This is a genomic window from Ferrimicrobium acidiphilum DSM 19497 (genome assembly GCF_000949255.1).
GTDB lineage: Bacteria > Actinomycetota > Acidimicrobiia > Acidimicrobiales > Acidimicrobiaceae > Ferrimicrobium > Ferrimicrobium acidiphilum.
Genome location: NZ_JXUW01000050.1, coordinates 1 through 12,910 on the forward strand (window position 1 = coordinate 1; position 12,910 = coordinate 12,910).

The following is a 12,910-nucleotide window of genomic DNA, read 5'->3' on the forward strand; positions in this document are numbered from 1 at the left end:
TAGCCGAGATAATGGAAGCGTCCGATGAGCTCATTCCATGTTGCGGAGTCAGAGCGGGTATCGACCTTAACAAGTGAGACAGAGTCGAGCTCGCCAAGCGAGCAGGCCAGCATAGGGCCCTCTTCGATCGTTGCCTCCAGGTGCCTCCTAGGAACTGGCTGTGGCCCTGTGGGTGCAGGTAGGGTAATAAGTCCGTCAGCCGCCATCTTGGCGAGTGCGACCCTCGCTGACATATCCTTTAACCCACCGTCTGGCTTTGTCCACCCAAGGGATCGACAGAGCGCCCGCGAGATTGATGCCCGGGTAGGATACGCCGGGTCCAAACAGAGGGTGCGCACTATCTCCATCTCCACCTCGGTGAACTCCCGGCCAACATAGCGGTAAAGAGAACCGTCTGCGCTCTTCGATGCCTGCCTACTGTTTGCCGCCACGCTCTCGGTGACGATACTCTCGCTGGATGGTTGCCCGATCTGGTTCACAGCACCAAAGCTACAGGACTTTCTAGCGTGTGTCCAGCCGGGGGAGCCTTCACTACCGGCATCCGCTAGAACGTATGCAACCAGCGCCCGACTGCACCTTGGACGTTCCTCGGACAGAGACACAACGAAGCTGCTGTCCGAGACGCGCTACGAACCCTTGAACCGCTTCGCCCTAGCGACCGAGAAACACTTCCCTCGCAGCTTCACCCGACCGACTCTCGGTGGTGACCTGAATAGTTACGTCGGATTATTCCAAAATCTCATCCAACTTGATCGTTTGTTATTCAACGTCGGTAACCTGACGCAATTTAATTGATTATTTCGGGTCCCGACCTAACAGCTCCAATCGCACGTTGCGCCTAACAAGGCACAGCGACCCAGTGAAGCGTGCCACCGCCCCTAAAGATGCATAAGCAACTCGGGAAGCCCGGTCCGTAAGGTCGGAGAGGGTGACGCAAAGTTATCTGGACCGGTGTCGGTTCTCCCACTCCAGGCATCGGCGGTGCCAATGCCGCCGGAGTTCGACGTTGTCGACTGGTACCACCACAAAGTGCCCGGTTCCTGGAGTGATCTCGCTGTTGCAGCCTGGACATAGATACCACTTGGTGACCTGATAGGGTTGCAGAAATCGTATCTGGGCTACGGACTTCGTGATCGGGTCAAACTCCTCCACTGCCAACTCGGGAACCTCGTGCTAGAAGTTGGTCAGGGTCGAGCCTATGCTCGGGTCCGACAGGGCAGCAACCTGTGCAATGACCTCTAGATCGATAGCCTGGGTGAGCGAGGCTGCGGCTCGATTCAGCAGCGACTTGGTGAGGGCTAAGGCGGTTGGCGAGCGTTCGCTTAGGCGATCAGCCCATTCGAGGACGGTTGGCAGCACTTGGTCGTCATCGACGACGGCGTTTACTAATCCCCAGGTGAGAAGCTCTTCGCCGACGAGTCGAGATGCGAAGAAGGCGAGCTCCTTGGCTCGATGGAGCCCTATACGTTGGACTAGGAGTGCTGAACCACCATAGTCGAGTGTAAGACCACGGTCTAAGAAGATCTCACTGACCATGGTTGAACGCCCAGCTATTGCTAGGTCGCAGGCGAGTGCCAGATTGAGGCCGGCCCCAACGGCGACACCGTTTACCGCCGCGATCGTCGGCTTGGCGACGGTAGCGAGCGTTCGTGCACAGTGGTGGATTCTGGCGAGATGGCCCAGTGGGTTGCGCTCGTAGCTGGCGAGTGCCTTCAGGTCTGCACCAGCCGAGAAGCTATCGGCTGTCCCGGTTAGCACGATCACACGGACGGAGTCATCGTGGTCAGCGACGACCAACGCATCCGCAAGCTCGTCAAAATCCTCGAGTCTAAGCGCGTTCTTCTTCTCGACTCGGTTGATCGCGAGGACTGCGGTCGCCTCGTGGTTGGATCGTTCTATAACTCCCACGGGTTAGTTCTTGCGAATCGAGATAGGCACGTAAGCGCCGGTGCCGAGGCTTGCGCTCTCCTCGAAGTCCATCGAGGTGTCGAGATCTCCTTCGACGCTGGTAACCCAGGGGAGCTTCGCCTTTAGGATGCGCTCGACTCCGAGCTTAACCGTCGTTGTCGAGATCGCGCAGCTCGAGCAGGCGCCAGAGAGGCCGACGACGACCTCTCCGCTGTCGGTGTCGACAGATGCGAGGTAGAGATCGCCACCATCTGCCTGCACCGCCGGCCGGAGCTTGGCGAGCAGCGCCTCGAGTTGGGCACGTCGCTCTTGGTCTGTGTTACTCATCAGTGCTGATACCTTTTTACAGAGGTAGCGATCTCATCGTTTGCTTGGCCGAGATCTCGCCAGCCCTCAATGGTGACTGACTTGCCGGGCTCGAGGTCCTTGTAGTGAGCGAAGAAGTGCTCAACCTCGTCCTGTAGATGCTTTGGGATGTCGTCAAGCTTCTGGTAGCGATCATAACGGACGTCCTTGGCGGGGACGCCGAGGATCTTCACGTCGCGCCCATTCTCATCGGACATGACAAAGCATGCCACCGGGCGAACCTTGACGTGGCATCCCGGAAAGGTCGGAACTTCGACGAGAAGTAGGATATCGAGAGGGTCGCCATCCTCGCCGAGGGTCTCGTCGATGAAGCCATAGTCGAGTGGGTAGCCCATCGGCGTAAAGAGGGTGCGATCGAGCCAGACGGCGCCAGTCTCGTGATCGACTTCATACTTGTTCTTCGATCCACGTGGGATCTCAATGACTGCTGTGATCGGGTCCATGGTCTAACTCCTTGGTCGAGGTACCCTACTAGTTTACCTGCCCTGATAGGCTGGTAGGTAAACGACTCTATGGCTACCAAACGCTTACCAACATTGCTGCTCGCGATTGTTGCTGGTGTCGGTGCTGCGAACACGTACTACCTGCAGCCGCTGCTGCATGTCGTCTCGGTGTCGCTACACCTATCTGGCGGGAACGCGGGTTTCCTTGTCACCGTCACCCAAGCTGGCTTTGTGGTCGGGCTCGGCGTACTACTTCCGCTTGGAGACCGCTACGATCGCCGCTGGCTGATCGTACTTTCGTTGTTGCTCGCTGGCCTCTTCGATCTAGGTGCCGGGCTGGTAACTGGCACGATCTCATTCGGGGTTTCGTTGCTCGGGGTGGGTATCTTCTCGGTTGTAGCCCAGTTCGCGGTCACTTATGTCGCTGCTGCTGCGCCAGCGGAGATACGTTCCTCCGAGATCGCCAAGGTGATGGCCGGTTTGTTAGCCGGCATCGTCCTTGCACGCACCTACTCCGGTGCGATGTCGGATCTGCTTGGTTACCACAGCGTCTTCATCGTTGCCGCTGCTATATCAGTGTTGCTGGCCGCCATTGTTTGGATGCGACTTCCAGCGGAGTCGGCTAAACACCCCCTCACCCTCGTTGAGATGTGGCGGGATGGCGCGATGCTACTACGTGACGAGCCAATCTTGCGGTTGCGCTCCTTCCTTGGCATGTTGAGTTTTGGAGCGTTCTCCATCTTCTGGACCACGATGGCGTTTGCACTCTCTGCTCACCCGTATCACCTCAGCTCTGGGTTGATTGGTCTCTTCGGCTTTGCTGGCTTGGCGGGTGTGCTTGCAGCGCGAGCGGTTGGCGCTCTCGCAGACCGTGGACACACAGCCTTTACTACCGTCGTTTCTTTTGTCCTGATAGCTCTTTCCTACCTGGCCCTCTACCTAACACACGACTCGTTGATTTTGTTCATCGTATTGACAGCGACACTCGATGCCGGGATTCAAGGGGCGCATCTGTCGAATCAGAGCCTGATCTATAGACTCGCCCCCGGTGCTCAGGGTCGGATCACGATGGTGTACATGGTCTTCTATTTTGTAGGTGGAGTTATCGGGTCGAGTTTGGCCTCGGTGCTCTATGGGATCGGCGGCTGGCCAGACGTTACGATTGCAGGTACCCTCGCTGGGACTTTGGGGCTCGTAGTCTGGGGAATTCTGGGGCTTCGGGAACGACGTTGGGTAGCCGAGATAGCGCATGAAGATTCAAACACCGAGAAGGAGCGACAAAAGTGAGTGATTCTATGGGAGCTGCGAACCTGGCCTCAGTCGGTCGTCGGATCGAGGCGTTTGTCTTCGATGCGTTCGTCGTTTTCTTTGGAAGCTTGGTATTGCAGCTACTCCTTGGTGGCATGGGTGGGCTTGAGAACCCGATCTTTTCAGTTGTGCGCTTTGAGATGGGCACGGTTGTCTATATCGTCAATCTTGTCTTAATCGTTGCTTACTTTGTGCTCATGCGCACACGCTCGAGTGGGCAGACACTCGGTGCGAGGGCAGCTCATATCCGTGTAGTTGCGGTGGGAGGACATCAACTCGACCCCGGCACTGTACTGGTTCGACTCGTGGTCGCCTTTGTGTCTATGCTGGTAATATTCCTAGGCTATCTTCTGGCCCTCTTCGATCCCCAGCGACGGACGCTGCAGGATCGTGTTGCCCACACGCTTGTGGTTCGCGAGTCGGTCACCCTCAATACCCACGAGCAAAGTTGAAAATCGGGCGATAGAAAAGTAGCCTTATCTCTTCATGGTTGAGGCGGTAGGGTAGCGTGTTCCTATGAGTGCCGGGGGTCTTGGTGAAGATCGGCTGCTTGATTGAGATCGTTGTCGTGATTGAGATCGTTGTCGTGATTGAGATCGTTGTCGAGTGAGATGCTGATTTAGTTCCTTTCATCTCGACGGTGTGGGCCATAGCTCAACTGGTTTAATAAAACCTGACCGTAAAGAGTCTATCGGGCACGCTACTGCTACCTCTAAGCTAAGCACTTTTCAGCATAGTTGACTATAATGTCTACATGACAAGGTTAGTGCCTATTGGAGTAGCAGCACAGGAGCTTGGGGTCCACCCTATGACACTGCGAAGATGGGAAGCTGAAGGGCGTATTGATCCTCCTATGCGCACCCAAGGAGGCAGAAGGCGCTATGACCTCTCAAAGCTTCGCGCTATTGCACCTCATAAGGCTCCATCCACCAGGACCACCATCGCCTATGCCCGCGTGTCAACCAACGGTCAAAAAGACGACCTGGTTCGCCAGGTGGCTCTGTTAGAAAGCTATTGTGCTGCAAACGGGTGGACGTATGAAATTCTTACCGATGTTGGCTCTGGTCTCAATTATCAAAAGCGTGGATTGCGACAACTCATTAACCGCATCTGTTCAGGTGAGGTTGGTCGGCTAGTGCTCAGTCATAAGGAGAGGCTGCTTCGTTTAGGATCAGAGCTTGTTTTCTCCCTCTGTGAGCATTTCGGCGTTGAGGTAATCATTATCAACGCCAGCGAGGACTCAACCTTTGAAGAGGATCTAGCCAATGATGTTATCGAGATCGTGACCGTATTCTCGGCCAGGCTATACGGCTCCAGAAGCGATAAGAACAAACAGGTTATGGAACGGCTCCAAGAGATAGCCAAAGAGGTAAGTCCATGACCCGATGTCAGAGCCTTCGATGTCAGAGCCTCATCCTATGGTTAGATTCCTATGAAGCGCACAGTACGCCTGGCCACGTTGCCACTCAACAGGGGCAAGTACGACGAGCTGTGCTCGGTAGTCGGGCACTATAGCGACGCAAAGAGCGTCTTCGTAGCTCATCTGCGCCAAGCTAGCCTGTGGAAGCTACTAGATCGAAGCAAGAGCTTCCGTGACTACGCCAAGGCACGAGGGCTATACCCAGCGGGCATCAACGTCCATCTAATAGACCAAGCCGCCTTCGATGCCGTGGATACCTGCGTTCGCCATATCGAGTCCTGCTTCGCTCGTGCTGACATCAAAGCAAAGACATGGAGACGCTTCACAGACGAAGACGAGAGGCATTATGCCTACGCATGTCTAGCACGGTACTCGGCCATTGGGAAGATCATGGGTGGTGGCGTACCAGAGATCTCTACGGTGGCTATCTCTCTAGAAACGAGAGCGAAGATAGCCTCGTACCTACACCGTGTCATCCGCGATTCACTCGGTAGTAGCTGGCCAACCGTTATCAAGTCTCGCTCTATGTCTTTGGACTCTAGCTTGTACTCGGTGGTCGACAATGAGACTCGAACAGGCAAAACCAGACGTTACGTCAAAGTCATTAGCTCAACCCGCAATAAGCGTATCTCGCTACCGCTGTCTGGGATCTCTCGGGTGTCGGGAAACATCAGGGTTGTACTCGATGAAGAACACCAGCGGGCCTTTGTCCACGTCAGCTACGACGTTGCACGCCTACCCAAGGCTACCGGCCCAGCTGTAGCCCTTGACTGGGGGATCACCGAGGTCTGTACTGATGACTCTGGGGGCCATCATGGCAGCGAATATGGCCCAGCGCTTAGGTCTATGACCGAGCGCCGGAACAAGACCGGCAAGGCAAGGAACAGACTTCACGCGCTATCAAAGAGAGACGCTGGTTCTAGGCGAACCAAGCACATCGCACGAAACAACCTGGGTACAAAGAAACAGCAGGCTCGTCTCAGACGTGCAAAGGCACAACTACAGACGATCTCTGGTGCTGCAATCAAAGAAGTGGTCTATGGAGGGGGGAATCGGACCAGAGCCAAGAAGCGAGTCCCCCAACTTCCATCACAACGTCCAAGAGTGAAAACAATCGACCTATTTGGCCCCAGTGCAGTTGAGGTATTTGGCCCCACCCTCACCCGTGCATCATAACCTGCTTGGTCCCTGAGTTCACACGCGAAGGAGGGAGTTATGAACCGTCTTGGCTTTGGTGAAGACTCCTAACCCCGAGGAGGGTCCTACGGTTCGCCTCCTCTACCTACTACGCAGGTTCAGGCAAGAATGCTTTGCGTTCGTGCCCGACACGATGAGAGTTCACAGAGTGTCATCAGTCGCTGCTACACCGAGAACCATTCGGTCTCTGTCGGAAGCCAACAAGGCCTGACATGCCTTCAAGCATGGGAGGACCCAAATGGCGTGCATGCGTCGAGCACACCAGGTACGTCAGCTCTCAAGGTCTCCGACGGCGACCGGTTCGTCACAGTGTGGACACATCCCGCCGGGTCCAATCCGAGCGCAGAACACATTGCAATCCGGACATCTGCGAATGCCGAGGTAGCGGCTCTCACAGCGCGGACACTCATACACGATCTCAATGCGTCGGGCACTGGGCTCAGAGCTTGGAGTACCCGAACTCTGGCGAGCCCGATAGGCCGTCTGGCGACAGCTATTCGAGTGAAACTTGCCTCGGCCAGAGGATTCGAAGGGAAGGCCACACCAGGCACAGGCGATAACACTCATATCGTAACGCTATCGTAACGCACGGGGTTTGTCGGTCCCGACCTCGCGGAGTGTTCCAGTGGTTCAGGTTGCATTGGTAGTCGACCTCAATCGGTAGGACTCGATACCTGTCTCGATGATCTTGGATCGGTAGGTGATACGGTCAACCACAGCTGCTGCCAAACGAGCATCGGTGAAGATACTGGCCCACTCCCCAAAGGGGAGATTCGTAGCTACCATGAGCGAGGAGGACTCCTCCCGATCGGTGATCACCTGAAAGAGAAGCTCTGCTCCGCGACGGTCTAGATGGAGGTAACCGAGTTCATCGATTGCTAGTACGTCATAGCGTCCATAACGTTCAAGCAGCCGGCTCAGCCTCCTCTCGTCCTCCGCCTCAGCTAACTCGTTGACCAGGGCACTCGCATTGACGTAGCGCACCCGTTTACCAAGGCCCACGAGAGCGATGAGGGTTCCAATGAGGAGATGAGTCTTTCCTGTTCCCGGTCCACCGATAAGTACGACTGAGGTAGCGCTGGCTACGAAGTCGCCACGGGCAAGCCAAGCAAGGGTGTCTTGGCTCATCGCCGAGGAGCCAAGGTCGAACTGTGCCAAGAGCTTGGTGCGAGGAACCTTTGCCTCAGCCAAGAGACGCGCCGATCGTCTGGTATCGCGAAGCGATATCTCGACACTGAGCAATTCGGCCAGGAGGTGGGCATGACTCCAGTTCTCGCGCCTAGCGGCCTCGAGGTATTCAACGTAGTGGGCTCGAATGCCCGGTAGCCGCAGCTCCATGGCTCCTTGGTCGATGAGGACGAGATCTTGGGTATCGGTCATGGACGGGCCTCAAGCAGTGCGTCATAGCGAGCAAGATCGACCGTTGGTGAGATAACCTCGGGGACATCGTCTAGAGGCATAGGGGTTGACTCAAGCGAGGACCGTGCCGCAATCTCGACGAAGTCAGCTCGAAAGGAGTTCATCGTGAGCGCCCTTGCCAACCCAGCAGCGATAGCCGCTTTGGACAATCTCCTCGCAAGTAGGAGCACGCCAACCATTTCGGAGATACCCTTGCTCTCTCCATAGAGCCGGGTAGCCCCAGCAAGGAAGGCCTCGTGGTCCCTACTGAAGGCACCGCTCTTCTTCGCCTGGTCAAGGGGTACCGACCGAGGGAACGCTCCAGGCTTTCTTGAGAAGGCCTCAAGGTAATGATCCAGTACGAGAATAGAGTCTCCTCGATGGGTGAGACGTCCATGATTGGCCACCTGCTTGACACGGATAGGAGATGCTCACCTCATTGGCCGAGAGGGCTATCTGGACGCTTCTGCCAATGAGCGAGACCGGAACCGAGTAGAACGCCTGTCTCACGCATACCCTGGACTTGGCATCGACCTTGGCAAAGAGGATCTTTGCTGAGCCAAAGGACTCTGCCACAAGTGGCTTGAGGGCCTTACGCTCCTCTAAGAACGCAGCCTCGACCGTCTCTTTGCGATACGCGACATGTCTGCTGGCATCATCGGCGTCTACGCGCTGGTGGAGCTTGTCGTTGATCTCAGCCAAGGTTGCGCCCTTTGGCATGGGAACCATGTAGCGGCGCCTGGCCCGCTTAACCTCACCCTCAATGCCTCCCTTCTCATGGGCACCCTTGATGCCTGGGGTGCAATAGGAGGCGCCAAAGCCATAGTGGGAACGAAAGGCGGTGAAGCGCTCGTTCTCCATACGGTCCCTGCCAATGAGTACCTTGGTAACCGCGGAGGTGAGATTGTCATAGCGGATCTCGGCTGGTATCCCACCAAAGGCCTCAAAGGCCTTCTCGTGACCGTCTAGGAAGCATTCCTGGGACTCTCCCATGTAGATCTGGTGGAAGGCCTTCGCTGAGGACGAGAGGCGCATAGCGAACATCTTGGCTCTGAGCTTCTCACCACTGACAATCACCCAGACGTCACCGAAGTCAACCTCGGCGGTTCTGCCGGGCACGTGCACCTGGGGTATCATCGCGGTGGCTGCTGGCTCGATGATCTCAGCTTCTAAGTTCGCGCACCATCACCCGCACCGCAGACACCGAGACATCGGCGCCGCACTCATCGACGAGCCGCTGCCAGATCCTCGTTGCGGTGTGTCGCTGCTTCTTTGGGACCTTTAGGTCCTCTGTTAACCACGCACGTATCGTCGACTCGTAGGGTCCAAGTTTTGGACGCATCTTGATAGTCGTCTTGCGCTCTGGTGGGATAGCGCTGGCAAGTGCCCGGCGCACCTCTCGCCGATGGACTTTGAACTCCTTGGCTGTCGCCCGAATCGACAGACCCTCTTTACTAACAGCATTCCTGATACTCTGATAGAGCTCCACTCTCAACATCCTTTTCTGACTTCTTGAAACAATTCGCATGCTTCAAGCCTACGAACCGTGGTGTTGAGGGTGGGGCCAGATTAGTCAAGCGTGGTGGGGCCAGATTAGTCAAGCGTTTCCACATGAGAAATCATCATCGAAGACCTCTCTCACTTGCAAGGCAAGGCCAGGTCTAAGCCTAGAAGCACCGACCAACTCTGCGAATTGGTCCCCCAAAACAGAAGAAAGTGCCCCCTGAGCTGGTAGAATAGGTGTATAGAAGCATCCCAAACGACCAACCAAGGAGAACACTTTCTGTGAAGCAATTCTATCACACGCCAGACGGTATCGAGGTTGCCTTTGACGATGAGAATCTGGTCGCCAATGCCGGACTCCTTCTAGTCTCCACCCTTGCTTCCAAGCTTGGCTTGGCCGATGTAATCGCCGACAAGGTAGATCTCACTGGTCGAGTGGGTGGGGCCAATCCGGCGAGTAAGTCATTGACCCTCATTCATGCGATGGTGGCGGGTGCCTCGCATATCGACCATATAGATATGTTGAGAGCCGGGGCATCTTCGAAGGTGCTTCCCTTTCGGGTAGTAGCTCCCTCTACCCTTGGTACCTACCTACGTTCCTTTACCTTTGGTCACGTTCGCCAATTAGATGAGGTGATCGAGGCAGAACTCGCAAAGGCTTGGTCCCTTGGAATGGCCCCGGGAGACGATCCCCTAGTGATCGACATCGACTCTACGATCTGTGAGGTATCTGGGTATCACAAGCAGGGAGCAGCCTATGGCTATACCAAGAAGCTCGGCTATCACCCACTCTTGGCCGTTCGCTCCGATACTGGTGAGGTACTGCATTGTCGAATGCGAAAGGGTTCAGCCAATACCCAGAGGGGAACCAAGCGCTTTGTTCAAGAGCTCATCGCTAGGTGTCGACGCATCGGGTCGACAGGCAAGATCACCATCCGCTTTGATTCTGGGTACCAATCAGATGCGACATTGAAAGAGTTAGAACGTCTCAAGGTGTCTTACAAGAGTGAAGGCAGCATGTTGATGCTACTCAAGAATGACAAGCTGTACATCAATGCCGGTGGTATTCACGGCAGTGGCCTTAGCGTAACGTCAGGCTGGAAAGTGATATCGTTGCAGACTTATGCCAACAACATTGACAGCATGGCATCAAACCAAATTACGCCAACAGCAATCAAAAGCCCACAGTCGGGCTTGCTCACGGCTCTCGTAGGCTCTGCAAAGATCACGGCTGACGGTTCATCAATAGTTGGAGGGCAAGCCGTTAACGTCTACACAGCAACAGCACCGTATACGAAGCTGATTCCGGCTATGGCTAAATCCAAAGGCGTGTTATCGTCTTCGTTGGGCGCGGTACTGTCTGCACACCACGCGCCCGGCAACGCCAAGCTAACCATCGAGACCACGAAAAGCACCAACCGGATTGCTGACGTAAACGGTGTGTTTGCTGCCACGTTTGCCCCAGTCAAAGGGTCGTCAGTCAAGTATCATTTTGTTATTATCCGCGTACAGCAGCAGTACAGCAACTACGGAGTGAAGTTCACGGTAAACGCACCGGCATCGGCTAAGCCAATCACGAGCTTAAAGCAGCTGTAGCTCTTTGTCACGATACAATTCGGGCTTACATTGCCTTTAACGATCTAGTGGAAAGAAGTAATTTCTATGCGTCGTATTGTCCTACCAGTAACAGCAATAGCAGTCCTTCCGCTAGTTCTAGCAGCCTGTGGAAGCACTAGCACAACAAGCGCCAAGACGAGTTCAGCCCCGCTCTCGCCTCAAGTAGCGGTGGATGCTGCGTACCACACCGCTGGTGCTTCTCCCACTTCGTTACATGTAGACGAGACCGTTGGTATTGTAGTCAACAGTAAGAACTATCGCGGTAGTACTATCTCCGGCGACGTCTATAGCGACCCGTCTAATCCGGCTGCTACCTACGTATCTGTGACCGAAAATCTCTCAGCACTCAACAAGAGTGAAGGCACCATGTTGATGCTACTCAAGAATGACAAGCCGTACATCAAAGCCGGTGCTACGGCTCGCTGAGCTCCTCGCTCAATGCTTCATCTACTTCTGTATCGATCCCCGCACCACCAATCGACCAGTGAAGAGCCTTCCTCGCTGTCGGAAAGCCGTCCCAGGACTCGACCCACAAGGCCAACCAGGTACTCCCGATGAACCGCGTACGCGATTTTGTCTTCAACCTTCTTCAGCTCGCACCTGGTTTGCCTCCAACCAGTGAAACTGGTTTAGATTTCCTCGCACACTCGCCTCACTAGAACGACTAGCAGTAACCACTTTGTAGCGCTACGTGTTCAGTCCTGCTTTCATCCGGACTGAAATTCATGCCACGGGTTCACCGACCATTTACAAAGTCGAAGTACCGCCACCCATCGAGCCGCCCCGAATGGAACCGATTTGAAAGGAATAGAAAGTCGGATAGGCAGTAGTGCTTTCGTGCTGGGATTGGCGATGCTCCTCAGGCATGAACAACAGAGAGAGGCGGGAAAAAGTTTGGAGTCAGGGCGCCACGGTTTCCTATTTGGCAGTTGATATGCCGTGGGGAATCGGCCTGGACTTGAGAATTGGAACGCAGAGTACTCCAAGACCTCTGTTGTGTTCTCGTGGGTGCTATCGTCCTGGTATGTTCGCGCGCATCTCGAAGTAACCGTTTCGGCCGGCTGTGAGGGCAGTCCCAGCAGGCAGGCAATGTTCTTGGGCGATCGTCGCTCATAAAGGCCATCGTTGCGATGGTTTGCTCAGTTAAAATGGGAGTTCAATCGGAACATTATGAAAGGGACACGACTCGTGCAATGATTATTGATGTCTCGAGTTTCTCCCCCAACACCAGCATTGAATCCTCGGTTATGCGTAGCAATTGCAGCGAAGAGGTTTGATCAAGGGGCAATCGGCGACACATGGACACACTGGTGCTTGAAGGAGACCACCTTTGACTGCATGAATAGATTTGGATAACACCCCACGACCCTCCTACCGATGGGCCTCGCCGACCATCGAAACGATGGTAGAACGAAGAACAGATCCAGCTCAGTAACGGTGGCACAGAAGAGATATCACAACCCGCTGTCATGTGCTTCCCGCAGCTCGGCTGCCCGACGACGCTTAAACGCTGCTCCACCACTGACGACAACGATCACCATAACTCCTCCAGCTACCCATAGAAGATTAGACGAGCCAGTGTTGCTACTCCTAGACGCGAAGGCAACGGTGGATAGACCGTCTACCCCAGTGAGATACACAGTGTCGGTGGTGGGATCAATCGCGATACCACCCCCGTCGGATGCTGGCACTGCAATGGTATGGACCACCTTGTCTGTGGCCCCGTTGATTGCCAGTACTGAATTGTGGC

General features: G+C 55.2%; 14 protein-coding genes and 1 pseudogene. 6 read left to right on the forward strand and 9 right to left on the reverse strand.

The window, feature by feature from the left end:
* The 4 genes and pseudogenes from FEAC_RS13930 to FEAC_RS13945 all read right to left on the reverse strand — a co-directional run.
* Positions 1–479: pseudogene (locus FEAC_RS13930) on the reverse strand (hypothetical protein); the annotation flags it as partial.
* A gap of 694 nt (positions 480–1,173) precedes the next feature.
* Entirely contained in the window at positions 1,174–1,908 is a 735-nt protein-coding gene (locus FEAC_RS13935; RefSeq protein ID WP_052566573.1) for an enoyl-CoA hydratase/isomerase family protein, read from the reverse strand.
* A 3-nt stretch (positions 1,909–1,911) separates the two neighbouring features.
* Positions 1,912–2,235, reverse strand: a complete 324-nt coding sequence (locus FEAC_RS13940) for a NifU family protein (RefSeq protein WP_081901065.1) — start codon at positions 2,233–2,235, stop codon at positions 1,912–1,914.
* Entirely contained in the window at positions 2,235–2,717 is a 483-nt protein-coding gene (locus FEAC_RS13945; protein ID WP_035389205.1) for an inorganic diphosphatase, read from the reverse strand. Before FEAC_RS13945 ends, FEAC_RS13940 begins: the two co-directional genes overlap by 1 nt.
* Positions 2,718–2,786: 69 nt before the next feature.
* Here FEAC_RS13945 and FEAC_RS13950 point away from each other — a divergent pair, with 69 nt between their 5' ends.
* The 4 genes from FEAC_RS13950 (at position 2,787) to FEAC_RS13965 (ending at position 6,621) form a co-directional block, all read left to right on the forward strand.
* A complete protein-coding gene (locus FEAC_RS13950; RefSeq protein ID WP_052566574.1) occupies positions 2,787–4,004 on the forward strand; it encodes an MFS transporter in 1,218 nt (405 codons plus the stop codon).
* The gene (locus FEAC_RS13955; protein ID WP_035389204.1) at positions 4,001–4,477 is read left to right on the forward strand and encodes an RDD family protein; all 477 of its coding nucleotides are present in this window, start codon (positions 4,001–4,003) and stop codon (positions 4,475–4,477) included. The genes FEAC_RS13950 and FEAC_RS13955 overlap by 4 nt, the downstream gene beginning before the upstream one ends.
* Before the next feature lie 302 nt (positions 4,478–4,779).
* Complete coding sequence (locus FEAC_RS13960; protein WP_035389202.1) at positions 4,780–5,406, forward strand: IS607 family transposase; 627 nt, start codon at positions 4,780–4,782, stop codon at positions 5,404–5,406.
* Positions 5,407–5,457: 51 nt separating this feature from the next.
* Positions 5,458–6,621: a hypothetical protein gene (locus FEAC_RS13965; RefSeq protein WP_035389200.1), complete on the forward strand. Its 1,164-nt coding sequence runs from the start codon at positions 5,458–5,460 to the stop codon at positions 6,619–6,621.
* A gap of 651 nt (positions 6,622–7,272) precedes the next feature.
* Here the strand turns inward: FEAC_RS13965 and istB are convergent.
* Genes istB through FEAC_RS15365 form a run of 4 tightly spaced genes read right to left on the reverse strand, consistent with a single transcriptional unit; the run spans position 7,273 to position 9,529 of the window.
* Positions 7,273–8,022 carry an IS21-like element helper ATPase IstB gene (gene istB, locus FEAC_RS13975; RefSeq protein ID WP_052566575.1) on the reverse strand — a complete coding sequence of 250 codons (750 nt, stop codon included), beginning with the start codon at positions 8,020–8,022 and terminating at the stop codon, positions 7,273–7,275.
* Positions 8,019–8,447, reverse strand: a complete 429-nt coding sequence (locus FEAC_RS13980) for a hypothetical protein (protein WP_052566576.1) — start codon at positions 8,445–8,447, stop codon at positions 8,019–8,021. The genes istB and FEAC_RS13980 overlap by 4 nt, the downstream gene beginning before the upstream one ends.
* Entirely contained in the window at positions 8,383–9,177 is a 795-nt protein-coding gene (gene istA, locus FEAC_RS13985; protein ID WP_052566577.1) for an IS21 family transposase, read from the reverse strand. Before istA ends, FEAC_RS13980 begins: the two co-directional genes overlap by 65 nt.
* A gap of 25 nt (positions 9,178–9,202) precedes the next feature.
* On the reverse strand, positions 9,203–9,529 hold the full coding sequence (locus tag FEAC_RS15365; protein ID WP_052566578.1) for a hypothetical protein: 327 nt from the start codon (positions 9,527–9,529) through the stop codon (positions 9,203–9,205).
* 296 nt (positions 9,530–9,825) lie between these two features.
* Between FEAC_RS15365 and FEAC_RS13995 the strand changes: the two genes are divergently transcribed.
* Together FEAC_RS13995 and FEAC_RS14000 are read left to right on the forward strand one after the other, a co-directional pair.
* Positions 9,826–11,139, forward strand: coding sequence for a transposase (locus tag FEAC_RS13995; protein ID WP_052566579.1), 1,314 nt, complete (start codon positions 9,826–9,828; stop codon positions 11,137–11,139).
* Positions 11,140–11,205: 66 nt separating this feature from the next.
* Entirely contained in the window at positions 11,206–11,586 is a 381-nt protein-coding gene (locus FEAC_RS14000) for a hypothetical protein (protein WP_035391853.1), read from the forward strand.
* 1,028 nt (positions 11,587–12,614) lie between these two features.
* Here FEAC_RS14000 and FEAC_RS14005 read toward each other — a convergent pair.
* A partial coding sequence (locus tag FEAC_RS14005) for an LPXTG cell wall anchor domain-containing protein (RefSeq protein ID WP_052566580.1) occupies positions 12,615–12,910 on the reverse strand: 296 nt, incomplete at its 5' end.